This window comes from Azospirillum brasilense, assembly GCF_007827815.1.
GTDB lineage: Bacteria > Pseudomonadota > Alphaproteobacteria > Azospirillales > Azospirillaceae > Azospirillum > Azospirillum brasilense_C.
Map to the genome: position 1 here is coordinate 1 of NZ_VITH01000023.1, position 22407 is coordinate 22407.

The following is a 22407-nucleotide window of genomic DNA, read 5'->3' on the forward strand; positions in this document are numbered from 1 at the left end:
GTGGCGCTCGCAGAGCACCGGCGCGCTGTCGCTCTGGGCCATGAACGGAACCACCGTCCAGTCCGCTCAGATCCTGTCGGCCACCCCGCAGACCGGCTGGACACTTCTATGAGATGAGCGACGCGAAACCAATCGCACGTTGATGCGACATCCGTCCGGAAGCCGCTATCGACCAGCTTGAATGGAAGCTGGCATTCAAAGACAACTCATCATGGCTATGCAAAATCACGAAGCGGCTCCACTTCTCATCGCCTTGCATCATACCACCGGCATCAACCTTTTGTCCTCGGATGGCCGGGCGTCCAAGCCGCTCACGGAGCTGGATGTCTCTGCGATACTCGCCTTCCGGACGTCATTGCCTGAAGGATTAAGCGAGGAGATCGCTCACCGCTTCCTGATCGGCGATCCGGCGGCTGTCACGCCGCTCGTGTATTTGATCACCTCGGCTCTGATCGAAGGTGACCTTGCGACGGCGGCCAAGATGCTGCGCGTTGCGAACCTGTATGCGCCGCAGCATTCGGAGATCAGTCTGCTTCACGCGTTCATCGCGTGCCAGCGCGGGGACCTCGTCCGCATGACGGCCTGCCTCAGCCGGGCGGCACAACAGTCGGCGAGCAGCGACTTGCTGCTGAATTTCACGCAACACGTCCTGCACACCATGCTCACGCGTCCAGACACCGCTCCGCCGGCGCGTCTGGGCATGATTGCCTACCAGCGCGGCGGACAGGTCACCATCGCCGTGGCCGTCGGGGGGCGCTCGGCTCCCTTCGAGGTGAAGATCGCCGTCACGCACCGGGCCATCCGGAGGACGGTTCCGGTCCCCCTGAAGGAATGGACCACCCTGGAGGGGTTTACGCTCCTGCTTGGGGAATTCTCGTTGCCGGTGGAAGTGAGCGTCAACCACCCGTGTGGCATTGCCTTTGCCGACGACGGGACAAGCTTCGTCAACGCTCCGCTGGCTCCGCTGTCCGACGATGTGGAAATCGGCATTCACGCCGTCCGCCTGCCCACGCTCCCCGCGGCGCCCAAAGCCATCGAGCTGGGGGCACCGATGTCCGTGGACATCATCATTCCGGTCTACCAGCGGCCCGACCTCCTCGACCGTCTGCTGAACACGCTGCTGGATGACCTGCCGGATGAACGGATCGAGCGGCTCATCATCATCGACGACGCGAGCGATCCTTTCACCGCGCGCTACCTCGAGGGATTGGGCGAAGTGTTGGGCCGCAAGTTCATCTTGCTGCGCAATCGCGAAAATCTGGGTTTCCTGGAAAGCTGCAACCGTGCCTTCTCGGCGTCCCAGGCCCCCTTCGTCATCCTGCTGAATTCCGACATCGAATTGCCCACCGGTTGGCTCGATCGGCTGATGGCTCCCTTCGTTCACGACGCGTCGATCGGGCTGGTCACACCGCTGGCGACCTCGGGCGCCAACCTTACCGTCACTCTGCAGCCGGGACAGGACTGGCGCGAGGCCGACGCCATCGCCGGCCAACGCAGCCCCCGCTACGCCGATGCGTGCACCGCCATTGGCTACTGCCTCGCCATCCGACGGACCGCCCTGCCGACAGGACCGCTGTTCGACCCGGTCTACTCCCACGGCTACGGCGAGGACTCCGACCTGCATTACCGGGTCAAACGCCGCGGCGCGCGCTCGGTCATCTGCGACAATCTGGTGATCCACCATCACGGATCAGCCAGTTACCTGCTTCAGCCCGACCTGTCACGCATCCAGGCGCGAAACCGGCGGGTGTTCTTCTCACGCTGGGGCCAGACCCACATCGCCGACGAGTTGAGCTACAACCTGTCCGGCTCGCTCCGGCACCTCATGGACGGGCATGGCAACCTCAACGCCCTGCTGGCGAACCAGGCGGTGGACGCCCTGTTCATCCTGCCGACCGACGCACTCCAATATGGCGGGGTCCGCGCGACGGTCAGCCTGGTGGAGTATCTTGTGGCCCGGGGATGGAACGCCAAGATCCTCTGCCTGACCGAGGCCCACCAGATCGCATCGGGCTGGAAGGGCGGCGTTCGGCCCTACGTCGACCTCAATCATGCGTTGCGTGACATCACCGAACTGACCGTGGTGGTTCCGACCTGCATCGACACCATTGAAACGGCGCGCCTGCTGAGCAGTCATTTCAAGGCGCCGATTCTCTGGTTTCTCCAGGGACCGGAGGCCTATTTCGACGGCGGCAAGACATTCCCGGCGTTTCGCGACGCGTTGCGTAATGTCGACCACATCGTCGGCGTGTCGGACTATCTCAGGAATTTCGCCCAAACGCTGTCCGGGCGATCGATCGCGACGATTCCGTTCGGCCCCAACCCGCTCGTTTTCTACCCACGCACAGGAAAACCGCGGCGCCCCCGGTCGATCGCCATGGCCATTCCGGGCAGCGTCGAAAAGGGGGCCGGCTTGGCCCTTCCCGTCGCCGAAGTGCTGCGGGAACAAGGCTTCTCCCTGTCCTTCTTCGGGAAGCAGACCGATACGGCCGAAGCGCTGGCCGGGTTCGGCGAGGTGCATGGCTTCCTCGAACCCGCCAAGGTGGCGCAGCTCTTCTCGCAGGTCGAATTCTACCTCGATTTCTCGCTCTACGAGGGACTGGGCCTGCTTCCGCTCGAGGCGGCCTTCTGCGGCGCCATTCCCGTCATGACGCGCAAAGGGGCGCCGGAGACCATTTTTACGCATGGCCGGGACGCCGTCTTCATCGACAACTTCCTGGACATCGATGCGGTCGCGCGCACCATCGCCACCATCGAACAATCAGACTTGGAAGACCTGCGCCGGGGCGGTCAAGCGCTTGCGCACCGGGTTGGTGAGCAGCGGGGTTATGCTGCCTTCGAGTCCTGCCTGAAGGGACTGGGCTTGACACCGCAGGGCGCGGGACGTGGCTTGCTGTATCAGTGCCCCAAACAGAAGTGAGCGCACCAATGCATGACCTCAAAGCGGATGGCGCGGTCGGGTGCCTCGATCTGCTGACCGCCGATCGACTGGAGGGGTGGGTTTGGCGGCCCGACCGGCCCGACCGGCCCGTTAGCGTACAATTGCTGCTGGACGGCTGGATCGTGCGCAGCGTCGATGCAACCCAATACCGCCCCGATCTGGAGAAGGCGGGCATCGGTAATGGGCGCCACGGCTTCGTTCTTCCGATCCTTGCCCAGGATATGGAACAGCGACCGCGCACCCTGAAGGTGGCTCTTGACGAGATCGTCATCGAGAATTTTTCCGTTCCCATCGCCAATCTCAACGTGATGGAGACGAACATCGCGATGCGATTGCTGTTCGGAGCCTTGTTCAGTCAGCGAGGCCAGGGAGGGTGGAATTGAGCGGGATGTTGGGGATTGGTGTCGTCACGCACCGGCGCCCGGCCGCGCTTGCCACGCTGCTTGATGCGTTGCGGCGGGCGACACACGGAGACCACCGCCTCGTGGTCGCCGACGACGGCAGCGGTGACGAGACGCTCGATGTCTGTCGGCGGGCGGACGTGCCCTTCGTCACGGGCGCAAACCGCGGGGTGGCATGGAACAAGAATCGCGCCCTCCATTGGCTGATTGGGCGGGGGTGCGACCGGTTCATCCTTCTGGAGGACGACACGGGAGTAACCGAAGACGGCTGGAACCGATCATGGATCGAGGCCATCGACCGCTGGCATCACGTCAACTGGATGGGTGCCTCGCACATTCCCTTCGTAACGGAAGGAATGTTCTACGGTGGCCATGGAACTCCGGAAGAGCCTTATGTCTGTGAGTATCTGCACGGCCTCTGCATGGCGTTCTCGCTGCGCTCGCTGGCCGAGGTCGGGTTCTATGACACCCGATTCCGAGGGTACGGCTTCGAGCACTTGGACCTCACCATTCGCAACCGCCGCGCCGGATTCGGCGTGCGCGAGATTGAGCGGCCGGAGGGCGCCATTTCCTCCTTCGTCATGATCCCCGGCGGGCTGACCATCCTTGACATGCCGTCTGGCGCCGACCTGACCGCGGTCGAACGAAACCGCGCCGTTTTCCATACCCTCCAGGACGCCCCGATCCACCGTCTGCCGTGGCAGGATGACGCCGAAAGGCATTTGTTGGAATCCGAAACCGGCACAACCCTCGTGCTGCCGGGGCTTGTGCCGCCGGGCCATGGGACGGAAGCCGTGCGGAGACCCGGTTAGGGCGGCGTGACGGCCCGATGCCGATCCGCGTCGTCGCCACGGCCAAGTTCCGGTCCATCATGGCCACCTTCGGACATGGCCACCTTCGGACATGGCCACCTTCGGACATGGCCACCTTCGGACCATCGGTCGCCCGCCACCGGCCGCAATCCGCACCGGGGGACAGGTTCCCGTTGATCTTGTCCCGTTTCCGGGCACAGCCATTCACGCCGACGGTGCCTCGGCCACTCGGATGTGACGCTGGCGACGGTCGCGTGAACAACTTGCCGATTGCCATCGCGTTCGATGCCAGCCGAGCGACTCCAGACGGGCTTGGTCGCAGGAACCGCGGCATCTTCGTTATCGACCGCTTGCTCCCTCGGGAGCCCAACCATGCCGTCCATCACGGCAGGACGAGATCGCCCTGCTCCATGACGGTCATGCAGACGCCATTGGCCGGTATTCTCCGCGTGCCCTTTCCGGCCCTCATCTCACACGGATGAGATGAGGGCCGGTGGGAGGAACAGCCCCTCAGACGGGGAAAGGTCCTCGGCTCGCGAAGCCTTGCACGAGATCAGCCGACCGATTTCAGAACGGGATTTCGTCGTCCAGATCGTCGTGCTTGGGCGGAGCGCCGCCGCCGCTGCGGCCGCCACCGCCACCACCGTAGCCGCCACCGCCGCTGCTGCCACCGCCGTAGCCACCGCCACCACCGCCGCCACGCGACTCGTAGCCGCCGCCACCGCCGCCGCCGTAACCGCCACCACCGCCGCCTTCGCCCTCACGACCGCCGGTGAAATCGATCTCGGCGACACGCACCGACAGGCCGGCGCCACGGGTGCCGTCGCGCTTCTCGAACTCGCGGAGCGTCACCTCGCCGGAGATCACCACGGCCTTGCCCTTGGTCAGGTGCGGTGCCAGAGCCTCCGCACGGCGGCCCCAGACGGAGCAGTCCACCCACTGGGTGGTCTTGCGGTCGCCAAACCCGACGTCGTTGGCAACGCGGAAGCCCAGAACCTTTTCACCGCTCTGCGTGGAGCGAAGCTCGCCATCCGCGCCGAGGCGCCCCGTAAACGTCCATACATTCATCGCACGTGTCTCCTAGCGCGGGTTCCCGGTATCCCATCCGACCCGTTCGGGCGCCCGGCGGAAGGGCGTCCAGATACCGGGGGTGTCTGTTCGCAGGGCCGGTTTGATCCGTGGTCCGGTCCATGCCCGCCCCGCCTTGCGCTTCACAAAGCACGGGGGACAGGCACGGGTCAACCGCCGCCGCCGGAGCGCCTTGCCCCTTCCGTCCGGAACAACCCGCCCGGCCCGCACGGAAGAGAACACTCCATGAACAAACATAGCAGAGAGAGTCCGTGCCGCCAACCGATTCCTTGGGGGCTCCCCATCATCGTCTCCCCGGCGCCTCCCCACCACCTCCCAGGGTTCCCGCATCCCGCCCCTGCGTCCGACGCGGCCGGAAAGGGACGCGCGCCGGTGGCAAACGCCTGCGCGTGGCACATATCTGTCCGGGCTTTCGGAGCTTTTTTGGCGCCTTCCCTTCCCCTCCGGTTTCGGCTAAGAACACTCCATGAACAAGCACATCAGTGTCCGCGGCGCGCGGGAGCACAACCTCAAGAACGTCGATGTCGATCTGCCTCGGGACGAGCTGATCGTCATCACCGGCTTGTCGGGATCGGGCAAGTCATCGCTGGCGTTCGACACGATCTACGCGGAAGGCCAGCGACGCTACGTCGAGAGCCTGTCGGCCTACGCGCGCCAGTTCCTGGAGCTGATGCAGAAGCCGGACGTCGATTCGATCGAGGGGCTGTCGCCGGCCATCTCCATCGAGCAGAAGACGACCTCGAAGAATCCGCGCTCCACCGTCGGCACGGTGACGGAGATCTACGACTACATGCGCCTGCTGTGGGCGCGGGTCGGTATCCCCTACTCCCCGGCCACCGGTCTGCCCATCGAGAGCCAGACGGTCAGCCAGATGGTCGATCGCATCCTGGCGATGCCGGAGGGCACGCGCCTGCTGCTGCTGGCGCCGCTCATCCGCGGCCGCAAGGGCGAGTACAAGAAAGAGATCCAGGACCTCCGCAAGCGCGGCTTCCAGCGCGTGCGCGTCGACGGCACGATGCACGAGATCGACGAGGTCCCGGCGCTCAACAAGAAGCTGAAGCACGACATCGACGTGGTGGTCGACCGCATCGTCGTCCGCGAGGGGCTGGGCAACCGGCTCGCCGATTCGCTGGAGACGGCGCTCGGCCTCGCCGACGGGATCGTCTTCGTCGAGGACGCCGAGTCGCACGAGCAGACCGTCTTCTCACAGAAATTCGCCTGCCCGGTGTCCGGCTTCACGATCCCGGAGATCGAGCCCCGGCTGTTCTCTTTCAACAACCCGTTCGGCGCCTGCCCGGCCTGCGACGGGCTGGGCAGCAAGATCTACTTCGATCCCATGCTGGTCGTTCCGGACGAGCGGCTGTCGCTGAAGAAGGGCGCCATTGCCCCCTGGGCCGGCTCCTCCTCCCAGTATTACGTGCAGACGCTGGAGAGCATCGCCAAGCATTTCGGCGTCGCCATGGACACGCCGTGGGAGACGCTGCCGGAGAAGGTCCGCCAGACCATCCTCTACGGCTCCGACGGCGCGCCGATCACGATGACCTACGACGACGGGCTGCGCAGCTACCAGACGAACAAGGCCTTCGAAGGCATCGTCAACAACCTGGAGCGGCGTTACCGCGAGACGGAAAGCGCCCACATGCGGGAGGAGCTGTCCAAGTACCAGTCCTCCCAGCCCTGCGAGACCTGCAAGGGCGCCCGCCTGAAGCCGGAGGCGCTGGCCGTCAAGGTGCACGGCCAGCACATCTCCCAGGCGGCGGAGATGTCCATCGCTGACGCGGCGGCGTGGTTCAGCACGCTGAACGACCATCTGCGTCCGAAGGACAAGGAGATCGCCTACCGCATCCTCAAGGAGATCAACGAGCGGCTGGGCTTCCTCAACGCGGTGGGGCTGGAATACCTGACGCTCAGCCGCGGCTCCGGGTCGCTGTCCGGCGGCGAGAGCCAGCGCATCCGGCTGGCCTCGCAGATCGGCTCCGGCCTGACCGGCGTGCTCTACGTGCTGGACGAGCCGTCGATCGGCCTGCACCAGCGCGACAACGACCGGCTGCTGGCGACCCTGAAGCGGCTCCGCGACCTCGGCAACACCGTGATCGTGGTCGAGCATGACGAGGACGCCATCCGCACCGCCGACTATCTGGTGGACATGGGCCCCGGCGCTGGCCAGCACGGCGGCACCGTGATCGCCCAGGGCACCCCGGAGGAGGTCCAGGCCAACCCCGACAGCGTCACCGCCCAGTTCCTCAACGGCACCCGCTTCGTGCCGGTGCCGGACGAGCGCCGCCCCGGCCACAAGGGCCAGTTCCTGGAGGTGAAGGGCGCGCGCGCCAACAACCTTCAGAACGTCTCGGCGCGCATCCCGATGGGCACCTTCACCTGCGTGACCGGCGTGTCAGGCGGCGGCAAGTCCACCTTGATCATCGAAACGCTCTACAAGGCGGTGGCGCGCAAGCTGATGGGCGCGCGCGAGCATCCGGCCGAGCATGACGAACTGCTGGGGCTGGAGAATCTCGACAAGGTCATCGACATCGACCAGTCGCCGATCGGCCGCACCCCGCGCTCCAACCCGGCCACCTACACCGGCGCCTTCACCCCGATCCGCGACTGGTTCGCTGGCCTGCCGGAGGCCAAGGCCCGCGGCTACGGCCCCGGCCGCTTCTCCTTCAACGTGAAGGGCGGGCGCTGCGAGGCGTGCCAGGGCGACGGCGTCATCAAGATCGAGATGCACTTCCTGCCCGACGTCTACGTCACCTGCGACGTCTGCCACGGCAAGCGCTACAACCGCGAGACCTTGGAGGTCACCTACCGCGACAAGACCATCGCCGATGTGCTCGACATGACGGTCGAGGAGGGCAAGGAGTTCTTCAAGGCGGTGCCGGGCATCCGCGACAAGCTGGAGACCCTGGAGCGGGTGGGCCTCGGCTACATCCACATCGGCCAGCCCGCCACGACTCTGTCCGGCGGCGAGGCGCAGCGGGTGAAGCTGTCCAAGGAGCTGAGCCGCCGCGCCACCGGCCGCACCCTCTACATCCTCGACGAGCCGACCACCGGCCTGCATTTCGCCGACGTCGAGAAGCTGATGGAGGTGCTCCACGCGCTGGTCGACCAGGGCAACACGGTGCTGGTGATCGAGCACAATCTGGAGGTCATCAAAACCGCCGACTGGATCATCGATCTCGGCCCCGAAGGCGGGACCGGCGGTGGTGAGATCGTCGCGGAGGGCACCCCGGAAGATGTGGTGAAGGTCAAGCGGAGTTACACCGGCCAGTATCTCGCCCCCTACCTGAAGGCGAAGCCGAAAAGCCGGAAGAGGGCGTGAAGATGGGCCGGGGTCATCCCCGGCCTTTTTCTTTCGACCGATTTTTGCCTCGGAAACAAAGCCGCGGCGGGGGCGTTTCCTCTTCATCGTTCGCCAAACAGGATGGAGACGGAGCATGTCCAGGACCATGATGTCCGGTGTGGCGCTGGCCTTCGGCGCGGCCCTGCTGGTCAGCGCCTGCGGAACCGACGAGACCACCAGCACCACGACCACCACCACGACCACCTCGCCCAACTACGGCAACTCCAGCCTGACCACCCCGCCGGGCAGCGGGTCGACCACCACCGAGCGCACGACGACGACCAAGAGCGAATAAGGACTTTCCGTTTCGCTCCCAAATGAAACGGCCGGCTCCGCACAGGCGGGACCGGCCGTTGTCTTGCCGATCCTTCACCTGTTCGTCCTACCAACGTACAAGTTTCAAGCCCTTCCCGCTCGGCTAGGATTTCAATGCGCGCCCAACGATGCGCGCCGGAACAGCCGAACAACGGAGGGAACCCCATGCGCACCCTGTTCGCGGTCGCGGCCATCCTGGCCGCTCTGGAAAGCCCGGCCCTGGCCGTCGAAGTCACGGAATCGACGACCCTGCCCTACCCGGTCGAAAAGGTCTGGCAGCAGATCGGCCCCTTCTGCAACCTCGGCACTTGGCACCCGGCGGTGGAAAGCTGCACCCTGCGCCGGAAGGACGGCGCGCAGGAGCGCGTGCTGGCCCTCAAGGGCGGCGGCGCCATTGAGGAGCGGCTGCTCTCCTCCTCCGCCAGCAGCCACCGCATCCGCTATTCGATCCTGACCAGCCCTCTGCCGGTCAAGGACTACGCGGCCTCCCTGTCGGCCGAACCGGCGGGCAAGGGCACGCGCGTCGTGTGGAAGGCGCGCTACACCTCCAACGGCGCCAGCGACGAGGAATCGCGCAAGGTGATCTCCGGCATCTTCACCTCCGGCTTCGACGGGCTGAAGCAGAAGCTCGCCGCCCAGTAAGTCACCGCTGTTCGGCGGAGCGACCAGGATCGCCGGAACCGGCGGACGATCCTGGCCGCGATTCCTCACCGTGGTCCGGGTTGGCCTTGCCGTGGCGACAATGACGGACTACTTGTTCGGCAACTTTGTGAAAGTTGCTGATATGGTCGACACGTCCCTTTCCCCCGTTCACGTCATCGGCGGCGGTCTCGCCGGGTCCGAAGCCGCCTGGCAGCTCGTCCAGCGCGGCGTTCCCGTCGTGCTGCACGAGATGCGGCCCGTCCGCCCGACCGAGGCGCACAGCACCGACCAACTCGCCGAGCTGGTCTGCTCCAACTCCTTCCGGTCGGACGACGCGGAGTACAACGCGGTCGGGCTGCTGCATGAGGAGATGCGGCGCTGCGGCTCGCTGATCCTGCGCTGCGCCGACGCGCACAAGGTGCCGGCGGGCGGCGCGCTGGCCATGGACCGCGACGGTTTCGCGGGTGCGGTGACCGAGGCGATCACCGGCCATCCGCTCATCACCGTGGAGCGCGGCGAGGTCGCCGACCTGCCGCCAGAGGAGTGGGACAGCGTCGTCATCGCCACCGGCCCCCTCACCTCGCCGCCGCTGGCCGAGGCCATCCGCGGCTTTACGGGCGAGGAGTCGCTGGCTTTCTTCGACGCCATCGCCCCCATCGTCTATCTGGAGAGCGTGGACCTGTCCAAGGCGTGGTTCCAGTCGCGCTACGACAAGCCCGGCCCCGGCGGCACCGGCAAGGACTACATCAACTGCGCCTTCGAGAAGGACGAATACCGCGCCTTCATCGACGCCCTGCTGACCGCCGAGAAGGTGGACTTCAAAGAGTGGGAGAAGAGCACGCCCTACTTCGAAGGCTGCCTGCCCATCGAGGTGATGGCGGAGCGCGGGGTGGACACGCTGCGCTACGGCCCGATGAAGCCGGTCGGTTTGACCAACCCGCACAAGCCGGAGCGCCGCCCCTACGCGGTGGTCCAGCTTCGCCAGGACAACGCGCTCGGCACGCTCTACAACCTCGTCGGCTTCCAGACCAAGCTGCGCCACGCCGAGCAGACGCGGATCTTCCGCATGATCCCCGGCCTGGAAAAGGCGGAGTTCGCGCGGCTGGGCGGCCTGCACCGCAACACCTTCCTGAACAGCCCGCGCCTGTTGGACGGCGCGCTGCGGCTGAAGGCGCAGCCGCGCATCCGCTTCGCCGGGCAGGTCACCGGCTGCGAGGGCTATGTGGAAAGCGCCGCCGTGGGCCTGCTCGCCGGGCGCTTCGCCGCCGCCGAGCGGCTGGGCGGCGAACCGTCCGCCCCGCCGGTCACCACGGCGCTGGGGGCGATCCTCGGCCACATCACCGGTGGCGCCAACGCCGACACCTACCAGCCGATGAACGTCAATTTCGGCCTGTTCCCTCCGGTGGACGAGCGCATCCGCGGGCGCGACCGCAAGCTGGCCTACACCCGCCGCGCGCTTGAGGATCTGGGCGGCTGGCTCGCCGCCGCGCCCGGCGTCACGGCCTGAGGAGCGGTGATTCCAGTCAAAATGTTACTGAACCATAATAAAGATCATAAGTGAGGCTTAACCATCTCCGTGGAACACTTTCTTTCGAAAGAGCGGAAAAGTCTTCCAACGGGATGGTTATGATTAAAACAAAATCATTGGTTGCCAAACAGGTGATCATCATCGTGATGGTGACGATCGTTTCCCTGGCGGCGGGGATCGCGGCCCTGACAACCAAGAGCGGGTCGGACATCGAATCCCTGGCGTTCCAGAGCGGAGAGCAGCTTGGCCACCGCTATGGCGAGATGGTGCAGGCCCGGCTGGGCACCGCGATGGAAGCCAGCCGCTTCATTGCGGCCTCCCTGGTCGGCCTGAAGGCCACGGGCCGGGCCGACCGGGAGCAGCTCTCCACCTGGCTCAAGAGCATCGCCGAGGCCAACCCGGATTTCCTCGGCGTGTGGGTGGGCATGGAGCCGAACGCCCTGGACGGCCGTGACGCTGAGTTCGCCAACAAGCCGGGCTCCGACGCCTCCGGCCGGTTCCTCCCCTATTGGAACCGCGGGTCGGGGGCGGTGGCGCTGGAGGCCCTTGTCGGTTACGACGATCCGGGTTCCGACGGCGCCTATTATCAGATCCCCAAGCGCACCGGGCGCGCCATGGTGGTGGAGCCTTACAGCTACACGGTCGCCGGCCGGAAGGTGCTGATGGTGTCCATGTCCGCCCCGATCGTCGAGAACGGCCGGGTCATCGGGGTTGCCGGCATCGATCTGTCCACCGACGGCATCTGGTCCATGCTGAAGACGGTGAAGCCGTTCGACAGCGGGTCCATCCACCTGATTTCCAACGACGGCGTCTGGGCCGGCCATCCCGACAGCGAGCGGATGGGGCAACCGATCGGCAAGTCGGATCCAGCGCTCGACGCCGCCAAGCCGGCCATCCGCGCGGGCCGGAGTTTCGAGCAGACGGCGGTCGCCGATGGGCAGCCCGTGAAGCAGCTGTTCCTGCCGGTGAAGGTCGCGGGAACGGAAACCCCCTGGGCCCTGCAGGTCAACCTGCCGCTCGACAAGGTCAACGCCCCGGTCCGCGAGCTGCGCAACGTCACCATCATCGGCGGTCTGGTCCTGCTGGCCGCCCTGGTGTCAGCGCTTCTGTTTGCCAGCCGCCGCATCGTCGGCCTGCCGTTGCGTCGCACCATCGCGACGCTGGACGCCGTGGTCGCCGGAGACCGCGGCGTGGTCGTCACCGACACCGGCCGCACCGACGAGATCGGCGCCATCAACAAGGCTCTGAAGCTGTTCCAGGACAACGCCGTCCGCATGGCGGAACTGGAGGAGGAGCGCCACCGCGAGGAGCAGCGCGCCGCCGAACGCCGCAAGCGCGACCTCGCCGACGTCGCCAGCCGGTTTGAAGCGTCGGTGGGCGGTGTCGTGCGCAACGTGTCGGAACAGGCCGGCGCGATGCGCGGCACCGCGCAGAACCTGTCGGCCATCGCCACCCAGACCGACCGTCAGGCCGCCGCCGTCTCCACCGCCGCCGAAGAGGCCAGCCAGAACGTCCAGACGGTGGCCGCCGCGGCGGAGGAGCTGAGCTGCTCCATCCGCGAGATCAACGAGCGGATCGGCCGGTCCTCGCAGATGGCCACGGAGGCGGTGGCCGAGGTGGAGCGCACCAACGCCACTCTGGAGGGACTGTCCGCCGCCGCGCAGAAGATCGGCGACGTGGTGAATCTGATCCAGGGCATCGCCGGGCAGACCAACCTGCTGGCGCTCAACGCCACCATCGAGGCCGCCCGCGCCGGGGAGGCGGGCAAGGGCTTCGCCGTGGTCGCCAGCGAGGTGAAGAATCTGGCGAACCAGACGGCCAAGGCGACCGAGGACATCTCGCGCCAGATCGCCGACATGCAGACGGTCAGCGGCACGGTGGTCAGCGTCATCGGGACGGTGGGGCGGAGCATCATCGCCATCAACGAGACGATCACCGCCATCGCCGCCGCGGCGGAACAGCAGGGCGCCGCCACCCAGGAGATCAGCCGCAACGTCCAGCAGGCGTCGATGGGCACCGCCGCCGTGTCCGCCAACATCGGCGGGGTCACCCAGGCGGCGGGCTCCACCGGCACGATGGCCGATCAGGCGCTCGGCGCCGCCGGCGACCTGTCGCGGGAGGCCGACCAGCTCCGCCAGGAGGTGGAGCGGTTCGTGGCGATGATCCGCGCCGCCTGACCGAAAGGGCTCAGAACCGCCCGCGCAGCGCCGCCCAGGCCAGCTTGGCGTGGCGCAGCGGGTGGGGCATCAGGACGCGCGGGGCGAAGGGGTCGTCGCCCTCCTTCGCCAGCGCGTCCAGATGCAGCCCGGCCAGCACCGCCGGCAGCAGGGCCGACAAGGCGCCGCGCGGCACGGACCGGCGGAGCGCGCGGGCCTTCGCCAGATGGTCGCGGGCGGCCTGCGCCACCTCGCGCACCACGGGGCGCAGTTCGGGAGTGGAGCGCAGCTCGAACAGATCCCCTTGTTTGGCGCCGTGAGCCGCCATGCGGTCGGCGGGGAGAAGCTGGCGGTGCTGGCGGGCGTGGAACGGCACCGCCCGGGCGATGCCGGCCAGCGCGTAGCCGATCCCGGCCTGACGCCCGGCCTCCGCCGCGTCGGCATCCCTCGCGCCGAGGATTTCCAGAGCGAGCTGGACCAGCGGCGCCCCGGTGACCTCCGCGTAATTGACGAGGCAGGACAGGTTGGCCGGCGGCGTGTCGTCCAGATCGGCCTCCCGCGCGTCGATCAGCCGGTCGAACAGGGAACGGCTCAGCGCGCTCTCGCGTACGGCGGCGGCCAGCGGCTCCATCACCGCGTGCTTGGGCACGGCGGCCCCCTCGTAGACCTTGTCCAGCCCGTCGCGCCAGAATTGCAGCCGCATCTGCCCCAGCACCGGCTCCGTCACCACCTCGCGGGTCTTGGCGATCTCCAGGTTGAAGGCGTAGAGGGCGAACAGCGATTCGCGGCGCTCCGCCGGGGCGAAAAGGCACGTCAGGAAACGGTCGTTGTCATATTTCCTCACCTCCCGTCCGCAATAGGACAGGTCGGGGGTCGCCTTCGCCATGTGATGCCTGTTCTGGAAAAATGGGGGTGGCACAGTTTGGAAGCGGGGCAAAGCCCGCTCGCGCCTTATATTAGGCAGACAGGCTCTCCACACCAGCCCCGACGCGCAGCAGGCGGAACAATGGCCGATTTCAACGTCGCCCCCACCAAGCCCCGCAAACCCAGCCCGGTCGCCCGCAAGGACACGGACTCGGAGAATTTTCCGGTCGCCTCGCGCCTGCTGCCGAAGCATCTCAGGCCGCATGTCATGGCCTTCTACCGGTTCGTCCGGCTGGGCGACGACATCGCCGACGATCCCGATCTCGAGCCGGAGACCAAGCTCGCCTATCTGGAGGCGCTGGAACGCTCGCTGACTACGGGCCAAGCCAAGCACGCCTATCTGAAGCCGGCGCTGGATCTGCGCGCCAGCCTGCAGGCGACCGGCGTCAGCGACCGCCACCCCCGGCAGGTGCTGCGCGCCTTCCGGCGCGACGCGGTCGGCGCGCGCTGCCACAGCTGGAGCGACCTGCTGCTCTACTGCCGCTTCTCCGCCAACCCGGTCGGGCGCTACCTGCTGGACCTGCACGGCGAGGGCGTGGCCGCCGGGCCGGCGTCGGACGCGCTGTGCACCGCCCTGCAGGTGCTGAACCACCTCCAGGACTGCCGGGAGGATTGGAGCCAGCTCGGGCGCTGCTACATCCCACTGGTCTGGTTCGACGATTCGGCGATCAGCGTCGAACGGCTGGTCGAGACGGAGAGCGACGCCAAGCTGCGCGCCATCTTCGACCGCACGCTGGAACACACCGACCGGCTGCTGGAGCGCGCCGCCCCCCTGCCCGGCCTGATCCAGCACCGCGGCCTTCGGATGGAGGCGTCGGTGATCCTCAGCCTCGCCGAGTCGCTGGCGCAGCGGCTGCGCAGCCGCGACCCGCTGAAGAAGCGGGTGGTGCTCGGCACGCATCATAAGCTGTTCGCCACCGCACGCGGGCTGGCGCGCGCCATCGGGAGCAAATAGACTCCGCCCCCTTCGACCGCCACCACGCAGGACCGACGTATGCCGCAGCCATCGCTGGATTCGACGCAGAGCGACACCGCCGGCAGCCCGGCTGCCGCGGCGGCGGCGGTGACCGGGCGGTCGGGCAGCACCTTCTACTGGCCAATGCTGCTTCTCCCCCGCTCCAAGCGGGCGGCGATGTTCGCCATCTACGCCTTCTGCCGGCGAATCGACGACATCGCGGACGAGCCCGGAGACCCTGCGGAGAAGCGCGCGGCGCTCGACGCCTGGAGGACCGAGATTCGCGGCCTCTACGCCGGCGGCGCGCCGTCCAGTTCCCTGGGTGCGGCGCTGAAGGGCGCCATCGAGCGCTACGGCCTGCCGCGCGGCGAGCTTGAAGCGCTGATCGACGGCATGGCGATGGACATTCCCGCGGATGGTGGCAACGGGACCGGCGGCAACGGGGCCGGCAACAGCGGGGGTATGACCGGCCCGGCGCTGCCGACCCTGCGGCTCTATTGCCGCCGCGTCGCCGGCGCGGTGGGCATGCTGGCGATTCGCGTGTTCGACCGGGCGGACGCCTCCACCGAGGCCTTCGCCCTGGCGCTGGGTGAGGCCCTGCAGTTGACCAACATCCTGCGCGACCTGACCGAGGACGCCGACATCGGCCGCCTCTACCTGCCGCGCGAGTTGCTCGACGAGGCCGGCATCGGCAGCTCCGACCCCGCCACGGTGCTCGCCCACCCCAACCTGCCGCAGACCTGCGAGGCGCTGGCGGTGCTCGCCGAGGAGCGATTCGCCGAGGCGCGGCGGGCGCTTGCCGAGGGGCAGTCCGCCGGGCGTCGCGGCTCGCTGTGGGCGGCGGTCGCCATGATGGTGCTGTACCACCGGCTTCTGGTGCGGCTGCGGGCACGGGGCTGGCGCGATCTCGGCCGGCGGGTGCGGGTCGGCAAGCGCGAATGCGCCCTGGTGGCCGTGCGCTGCGCGCTCGGCTATCCGCCCGCCGCCTGACGGGCCGGCTTGGGCACCGTCCACATCGTCGGCGCCGGCCTTGCCGGTCTGTCCGCCGCCGTCCGCCTGACCGAGGCCGGGCGCCGGGTCATCCTGCACGAGAGCGCGCCGCAGGCCGGGGGACGCTGCCGCTCCTTTTACGACGCCACGCTGGACCGTGTGGTGGACAACGGCAGCCATCTGGCGCTCAGCGGCAACCGCTCCCTGCTCGGCTATCTAGAGCGGGTCGGCGCTGGCGGCGCCCTGACCGAACTGCGCCCCGCCGCCTTTCCCTTCCTCGATCTCAGCAGCGGCGAGCGCTGGTGCCTGCGGCCCGGCGGGATGTGGCTGTTCGACAAGGCGCGCCGCGTGCCGGAAAGCCGCCCCGCCGACTACCTCGCCGCCTTGCGGACGCTGACCGCCCGCCCCGAGGCGGCGGTCGCCGATGCCCTGCCCCCCGGCGGAGCGCTGTACGACCGCCTATGGCGGCCGCTGGCCGTGTCGGTGATGAACGGGGCGCCGGAGCGGGTGTCCGCCCGGCTGTTCGGCGCCGTGCTGCGGGAAACGCTGCTGCGCGGCGAGGCCGCCTGCCGCCCCCTGTTCGCCGAGAAGGGTCTGTCGGCCGCCCTGGTCGATCCGGCGGTGGCGTGGCTGGACCGGCACGGCGCCGAGCTGCGCACCGGCGCGCGGGTGGATGGGCTGGAGCGCGCGGGGGATCGCATCGCCGCCCTGTCGGTGGATGGGGAGCGCATCGCCCTCGGCGGCGGTGACGTGGTGATCCTGGCGGCGCCGGCCTGGATCGCCGCGCGCTTGCTTCCCGAAGCCGTACCCGTTCCCGCCGCCGGCCGGGCCATCGTCAATGCCCACTTCCGGCTGCCCGCCGCAACGGCGCTGCCGGACGGCCTGCCCTTCCTCGGGCTGGTCGGTGGCACCGCCGATTGGCTGTTCCGGCGCGGCGACGTGCTGTCGGTAACGGTCAGCGATGCCGACGCGCTGGCTGCCCAGCCCACCGACGCGGTCGCCGCCACGCTGTGGCGCGACGCGGCACAAGCGCTGGGCACCCCCGATGCAGCCCTGCCGCCTTTCCGAATCATCAAGGAGCGCCGGGCGACTCCGGACCAGTCCCCTGTCCATGCGGCGAATCGCCCCTGTGCCCGAACCGCTTTGAAAAACCTCGTTCTGGCCGGCGATTGGACGAACATGGGGCTTCCGGCAACGCTCGAAGGTGCGGTCCGCTCCGGCGAGTTCGCCGCGCGGGCGGTTCTAACCGCTGGGATTACCACCTTTTCGCGCCTCGGCCTTTTTCCAGCCTTCACTTTGCCGCGCCGCGGGCCTATTTGAGCGGACGGAGGTGCCGTGCCGCCAAGGCGCGGGCCGAGATGGGACAATCCAAGAAGAGAGGGTAACTCAATGGCGTTCGAACTGCCGCCGCTCCCGTATGGTTATGATGCTCTGCAGCCGTTCATGTCGTCGGAGACGCTGCACCTGCACCACGACAAGCACCACCAGACCTACGTCACCAACCTGAACAACCTGACGAAGGACAGCCCGCTGGCCGACGCCAGCCTGGAAGACGTCATCAAGCAGAGCTACGGCGACGCCTCCAAGCAGGGCCTGTTCAACAACGCCGGTCAGGTGTGGAACCACACCTTCTACTGGCAGAGCATGAAGAAGAACGGTGGCGGCGCCATCCCGGGCGAGCTTGAGAAGCGCCTGATCGCCGACTTCGGCAGCGTCGATAAGTTCAAGGAAGAGTTCTCGAACGCCGCGATCACCCAGTTCGGCTCGGGCTGGGCGTGGCTGTACATCGACGGCGGCAAGCTGAAGGTCACCAAGACCTCCAACGCTGACACCCCGCTGGCCCAGGGTCACTTCCCGCTGCTGACCGCCGACGTGTGGGAGCACGCCTACTACGTCGACTACCAGAACCGCCGCGCGGACTTCGTGAAGGCGTTCCTGGAGAGCCTGGTGAACTGGGAATTCGTGGCCGAGCGCCTGTCGAAGGCCCCGGCCTGATCCTTCCCCGGATCGCCAGAACGGAAAAGGCCCCCGATCGGGGGCCTTTTTTGTTGCTCCATTCCGGCCGGGCTACAGACCCGGCTCACACCGGCAAGAGCGCCGCCCCCACCCGCCGGCCTTCGGCCAGCAGGACGTTGTAGGTGCGGCATGCCGCCCCGGTGTCCATCACTTCGACCACCAGACCGGCGTCGCGCAGGCCTTGGCGCAGCGCCTTGGGCAGAAGCTGCATCCGGGCGCCGGAGCCGAGGAGGAGGAACTCCACCCGCGGCTCCGCCGTGATGACCTGGGCGAAGTCCTCCGCCGTCAGGGCGGCGAAGTCCCGGGGGCGCCAGGGCTCCGTGCGGTCGGGAAGGACCACGACCGCCCCGGTGCGCCATTGCCCGGACACGCAGAACTGCCCGTCCCCGTAGCCGTCGATGACCTGACGGTCCGACGGGATGATCGGCGTGATGTCCGCCATCTCTGATCCGTTCCTGTTCTTGTCGCTCAGGGCGTCGGGTTGGCGGCCGGGGCCGCGTTCTCCGCCGGCGCGTTGCGGCGCAGCCGGTTCTCGCCCAGGAACAGCAAGATGGGGGCGGCGATAAAGATGGACGAGGAGGTGGCCAGGAAAATGCCGAAGATCAGCACGATGCCGAAGTCCTGCAGCGCCTCGCCGCCGAAGAAGGCCAGCGGCAGGATCGACAGCAGCGTCGACATGGAGGTGCCCAGCGTGCGGTTCAGCGTCTCGTTGATCGAGCGGTCGATCAGCTCGCGCAACGGCATTTTCTTGTAGATGCGCAGGTTCTCACGCATGCGGTCATAGACCACGACCTTGTCGTTGGTCGAATAGCCCATGATCGTCAGGATCGCCGCGATGGCCGTCAGGTTGAACTGCATCCCGGTGATCGCGTAGAAGCCGACCACCTTCGTCACGTCCAGCAGCAGCGTCACGATGGCGCCGAAGCCGAACTGCCATTCGAAGCGGAACCAGATGTAGACGAGCATCGCCAGCAGCGCGAGGCCGAGCGCCAGCATGCCGTTGAAGAACAGCTCGCCGCTGACCGAGGCGCCGACCGCCTCGACGCGGCGCACGGTGGTGCCGGGAATCTCCTGGGCGAGCGTGGCCCTCACCTTGTCGGCGGCCACTTGCTGCGCCGCGTCGTCGCCCGGCTGGCGTTCCAGGCGGATCAGCACGTCCTGGGGCGAACCGAACTCCTGCAACGCCACCTGCCCCATGTTGAGCTGGGTCAGCGTGTGGCGCAGCGAGGCGAAGTCGGCGGCCTGCGGCGTCCGCGCCTCGATGACGATGCCACCGCGGAAGTCGATGCCGTAGTTCAGGCCGGGATAGAAGAACAGCACCACCGACGCAATCGACAGGAACGCCGACACGATCAGGCCGGCGTGTCGCCCGCGCATGAACTGGATGTTGGTGTTGTCAGGGACCAGACGAAGCCGGAACATGGGAATGACCTCTTACACCGGCAGGGCGGCCGGCCGCGTCTTGCGCAGCCAACTGACCATCATGAGACGCACGAGCACGGTGGCCGTGAACAGCGAAATCAGGATGCCGAAGGTGATGGTGACGGCGAAGCCCTTGATCGCGCCGGTGCCCAGCACGAACAGGATGGCCATCTTGATGGCGGTGGTCAGGTTGGCGTCCACGATGGTGGAGTAGGCGCGGTTGAAACCGGCCTCGACCGAGCCGAAGACGCCACGCCCCTTCTTGGTTTCCTCGCGGATGCGCTCGTTGATCAGGATGTTGGCGTCGACCGCCAGACCGAGCGACAGCAGGACACCGGCGATGCCCGGCAGCGTCAGCGTCGCCTGGAGCAGCGACAGCGCGGCCAGGGTGAGGACGGTGTTGACCAGCAGGGCGAAGCAGGCGAAGGCTCCGAACAGGCCGTAGGCGGCGATCATGTAGGCGCAGACCAGCACGAAGCCGATTCCCACCGACATCAGGCCGGCGCGGATCGAATCGGCGCCGAGGTCGGGGCCGACCGTGCGCTCCTCGATCACTTTCAGCGGGGCCGGCAGCGCGCCGGCGCGCAGCAGGACGGCGAGATCGTTGGCGTCGGCGGCGGTGAAGCTGCCGCTGATCTGGCCGCGTCCGCCGGTGATCGGCTCGCGGATCACCGGGGCGCTGATGACCTTGTTGTCGAGCACGATGGCAAAGGGCCGGCCGACGTTGGCGCGGGTCACGTCGGCGAAACGGCGGGCGCCGATGCTGTCGAATTCGAAATTGACCACCCACTCGCCGGTCTGCGGGTTGCTGCCCGCGGTGGCGTTGGTCAGGTTGGCGCCGTCCACCTCGACCTTCTTGCGGATGACGTAGGCGCTCTGCGCCCGCCCGCCTTCCGCCGAGGGCAGGATGTCGGTCCCCGGAGGGGCGCGGCCGGCGCTCGGGTCGGCGTTCATGTCGACCAGACGGAAGGTCATCTTCGCGGTGGTGCCGAGCAGCCGCTTCACGCGGTCCGGGTCCTCGACGCCGGGAAGCTGGACCAGGATGCGGTCGGCGCCCTGGCGGGCGATGGTCGGCTCGTTGACGCCGGTCTCGTCGATGCGGCGCCGCACGATCTCGATGGACTGCTCGATGGCCTGGGTGGCGCGCTCGCGCAGGGCGATCTCGCTGAGCCGGGCGGTGACGCTGCCACCGCTGGAGGCGACCTCCAGGTCCGGCTGGCCGCCGCCGAGCGGGCCGCCGCCGATGGTGTTGGCGAGCTGGCGCAGCGCCCGCACCGCCGTGTCGGCCTGCGCCGGGTCTCGGAGCTGCACGGTGATGCCGCGGTCGCCCGGGTTGATCGCCGTGTAGCCGACATTGTCGTTGCGCAGCTGGGTGCGCGCCGAATCGACCAGGCCTTCGACGCGGTCACGGATGACCGCGCCCATGTCCACCTCGAGCAGCAGGTGCGACCCGCCGCGCAGATCGAGGCCGAGATTGACCCGGCTGTGTGCGTACCAGCTCGGCAGGGCCGACAGCGTCTCGCGGCTGAAAAAATTCGGCAGCGTGAGGATGGTCCCGAGCACGCAGATCGCGACGATCAGAAAAATCTTCCAGCGCGGAAAATACAGCATTCGTAAACCAGTCCCGTTCGCTACCGGAGAACCGCGTTACTTGCGGTCCGCAACCTTTTCTTCAGCCTTCTCGTCGGCGCTCTTGGCCGGCTCGGACTTCGACAGCACGAGATTCACGGTGGAGCGCATGACGCGGACGCGGACGTTCTCGGCGATCTCGACCTGGAGCTCGTCGTCCGGGCCGACCTTGGTGATGGTGCCGATGATGCCGCCGCCGGTCACCACGCGGTCGCCGCGACGGATGGCCTCCAGCATGCCCTTGTGTTCCTTCATCTTCTTCTGCTGCGGACGGATCAGCAGGAAATAGAAGACGACGAAGATCAGGATCAGCGGCAGGAACTGCACGATCATGTCGGCCCCACCGGCGGCGGGCGCGGCGGTCTGTGCATAGGCCGTCGAAACGAACATCTGGAGGCTCCCTGTGGTTTGGTTCCGAAGGCGCAGCGGGCGCTCGCGGACGCGGCGACTATAACGGTCCGGGCCGTCGATGCAATGGAATAGGGGTACGCCCGCCGGGCTTCAAGGGCCGCGGCTGTCCATCACGGCAAAGAGAAGCAGGAAGCGGCGCACGCAGGGCGCCTCGACCGGCTCCACCCCGTGGAAGGATCGGTCGGACGGCGCGTAGGCCAGAAGATGGTTCGGCAGGAAAGGCGCGGTGCCGGCCAACTCGAAATCCTCGCGCGGGAACCGCTCCGTCGAGCGCCCGGTGTTGGCGGTGAAGGACGGGTCGCGGGGCCGGTACAGAGCCGTGCCGAGATCGGGACGGCGGCCGTCCGCCGGCATGTAGAGCAGCATGGACAGGAAGGTGCCGAACACGTCGGTGTGGGGCAGCATGGCGTGGCCCGCATGGTCCTCGACCAGCCGTGCGTAGACCGTCGCCGGCCGGGCCGCGACGGGCGTTTCCAGCTTGGCGGCGAGCGAGGGGAAGCGCGGGGCGAGCCTTTTCAGCGTCTCCGGACCGAACAGGCAATCGCGGACCTCCCGCCAGACCGCTCCGGCCTCCGGCTCCATCTCCCTCAGGGCGCGGTCGGTCAGCACCATCTGATGGCGCTGGGGAAGCGTGTCCATCTGCAGGAGGGCCAGCGCCTCGAACCTCGGCCATTGGGCGACGGCGCGGGCGTAGAGGTCCGCCGGCAGGGCGTCCGGCACCACCAGATGCGGGAAAGGGTCCTCCCGCAAGGGCGTCTCCTCCAGCCGGCGCAGGACATGAGCGGCGCTTCCGGCCGGGTTGGGGAGATCGGCGGAACGTTCTGCGTGCATGGCCG

General features: G+C 67.6%; 19 protein-coding genes. 12 read left to right on the forward strand and 7 right to left on the reverse strand.

Annotated elements, in window-relative coordinates:
• Positions 1-211 precede the first annotated feature (211 nt).
• Genes FBZ83_RS29365 through FBZ83_RS29375 form a run of 3 tightly spaced genes read left to right on the forward strand, consistent with a single transcriptional unit; the run spans position 212 to position 4154 of the window.
• Positions 212-2920, forward strand: a complete 2709-nt coding sequence (locus FBZ83_RS29365) for a glycosyltransferase (RefSeq protein WP_211101716.1) — start codon at positions 212-214, stop codon at positions 2918-2920.
• Between the two features lie 8 nt (positions 2921-2928).
• Positions 2929-3324: a hypothetical protein gene (locus FBZ83_RS29370; RefSeq protein WP_145690299.1), complete on the forward strand. Its 396-nt coding sequence runs from the start codon at positions 2929-2931 to the stop codon at positions 3322-3324.
• A 5-nt stretch (positions 3325-3329) separates the two neighbouring features.
• A complete protein-coding gene (locus FBZ83_RS29375; protein WP_247888537.1) occupies positions 3330-4154 on the forward strand; it encodes a glycosyltransferase family 2 protein in 825 nt (274 codons plus the stop codon).
• A gap of 567 nt (positions 4155-4721) precedes the next feature.
• Here the strand turns inward: FBZ83_RS29375 and FBZ83_RS29380 are convergent.
• Complete coding sequence (locus FBZ83_RS29380; RefSeq protein ID WP_145690304.1) at positions 4722-5222, reverse strand: single-stranded DNA-binding protein; 501 nt, start codon at positions 5220-5222, stop codon at positions 4722-4724.
• A gap of 487 nt (positions 5223-5709) precedes the next feature.
• Here FBZ83_RS29380 and uvrA point away from each other — a divergent pair, with 487 nt between their 5' ends.
• From uvrA to FBZ83_RS29405, 5 genes are all read left to right on the forward strand, one after another.
• Entirely contained in the window at positions 5710-8562 is a 2853-nt protein-coding gene (gene uvrA, locus FBZ83_RS29385) for an excinuclease ABC subunit UvrA (RefSeq protein ID WP_145690306.1), read from the forward strand.
• Between the two features lie 115 nt (positions 8563-8677).
• The gene (locus FBZ83_RS29390; RefSeq protein WP_137105112.1) at positions 8678-8878 is read left to right on the forward strand and encodes a hypothetical protein; all 201 of its coding nucleotides are present in this window, start codon (positions 8678-8680) and stop codon (positions 8876-8878) included.
• Between the two features lie 185 nt (positions 8879-9063).
• Positions 9064-9540, forward strand: coding sequence for an SRPBCC family protein (locus FBZ83_RS29395; protein ID WP_145690310.1), 477 nt, complete (start codon positions 9064-9066; stop codon positions 9538-9540).
• A 142-nt stretch (positions 9541-9682) separates the two neighbouring features.
• Positions 9683-11047, forward strand: a complete 1365-nt coding sequence (gene trmFO, locus FBZ83_RS29400) for a methylenetetrahydrofolate--tRNA-(uracil(54)-C(5))-methyltransferase (FADH(2)-oxidizing) TrmFO (protein WP_145690313.1) — start codon at positions 9683-9685, stop codon at positions 11045-11047.
• A 152-nt stretch (positions 11048-11199) separates the two neighbouring features.
• Positions 11200-13245 (forward strand): methyl-accepting chemotaxis protein, encoded by a 2046-nt coding sequence (locus FBZ83_RS29405; RefSeq protein WP_145690315.1) that lies wholly within the window; start codon positions 11200-11202, stop codon positions 13243-13245.
• A 10-nt stretch (positions 13246-13255) separates the two neighbouring features.
• Here the strand turns inward: FBZ83_RS29405 and FBZ83_RS29410 are convergent, their stop codons facing one another.
• Positions 13256-14110, reverse strand: a complete 855-nt coding sequence (locus tag FBZ83_RS29410; protein WP_145690317.1) for a phytoene/squalene synthase family protein — start codon at positions 14108-14110, stop codon at positions 13256-13258.
• Between the two features lie 120 nt (positions 14111-14230).
• On the opposite strand from FBZ83_RS29410, the gene FBZ83_RS29415 reads away from it, so the two are divergent.
• The 4 genes from FBZ83_RS29415 (at position 14231) to FBZ83_RS29430 (ending at position 18088) form a co-directional block, all read left to right on the forward strand.
• Positions 14231-15103 carry a squalene/phytoene synthase family protein gene (locus FBZ83_RS29415; protein ID WP_040134027.1) on the forward strand — a complete coding sequence of 291 codons (873 nt, stop codon included), beginning with the start codon at positions 14231-14233 and terminating at the stop codon, positions 15101-15103.
• A gap of 39 nt (positions 15104-15142) precedes the next feature.
• Positions 15143-16093 carry a squalene/phytoene synthase family protein gene (locus FBZ83_RS29420; RefSeq protein WP_145690319.1) on the forward strand — a complete coding sequence of 317 codons (951 nt, stop codon included), beginning with the start codon at positions 15143-15145 and terminating at the stop codon, positions 16091-16093.
• Positions 16094-16102: 9 nt separating this feature from the next.
• A complete protein-coding gene (gene hpnE / locus FBZ83_RS29425; protein WP_145690321.1) occupies positions 16103-17413 on the forward strand; it encodes a hydroxysqualene dehydroxylase HpnE in 1311 nt (436 codons plus the stop codon).
• Between the two features lie 69 nt (positions 17414-17482).
• Positions 17483-18088: a superoxide dismutase gene (locus FBZ83_RS29430; RefSeq protein ID WP_014197280.1), complete on the forward strand. Its 606-nt coding sequence runs from the start codon at positions 17483-17485 to the stop codon at positions 18086-18088.
• Positions 18089-18173: 85 nt separating this feature from the next.
• On the opposite strand, the gene FBZ83_RS29435 is transcribed toward FBZ83_RS29430, so the two are convergent.
• The 5 genes from FBZ83_RS29435 to FBZ83_RS29450 all read right to left on the reverse strand — a co-directional run bounded on the left by FBZ83_RS29435 (position 18174) and on the right by FBZ83_RS29450 (position 22402).
• Positions 18174-18551, reverse strand: a complete 378-nt coding sequence (locus tag FBZ83_RS29435; RefSeq protein ID WP_145690323.1) for an Mth938-like domain-containing protein — start codon at positions 18549-18551, stop codon at positions 18174-18176.
• Between the two features lie 26 nt (positions 18552-18577).
• Positions 18578-19531: a protein translocase subunit SecF gene (gene secF, locus FBZ83_RS32170; protein WP_247888530.1), complete on the reverse strand. Its 954-nt coding sequence runs from the start codon at positions 19529-19531 to the stop codon at positions 18578-18580.
• Positions 19532-19543: 12 nt separating this feature from the next.
• Positions 19544-21142, reverse strand: coding sequence for a protein translocase subunit SecD (secD, locus tag FBZ83_RS32175; RefSeq protein WP_247888531.1), 1599 nt, complete (start codon positions 21140-21142; stop codon positions 19544-19546).
• Positions 21143-21178: 36 nt separating this feature from the next.
• Positions 21179-21550: a preprotein translocase subunit YajC gene (gene yajC, locus FBZ83_RS29445; RefSeq protein WP_145690325.1), complete on the reverse strand. Its 372-nt coding sequence runs from the start codon at positions 21548-21550 to the stop codon at positions 21179-21181.
• A gap of 111 nt (positions 21551-21661) precedes the next feature.
• Complete coding sequence (locus FBZ83_RS29450; protein ID WP_145690327.1) at positions 21662-22402, reverse strand: hypothetical protein; 741 nt, start codon at positions 22400-22402, stop codon at positions 21662-21664.
• Between the last annotated feature and the right edge of the window lie 5 nt (positions 22403-22407).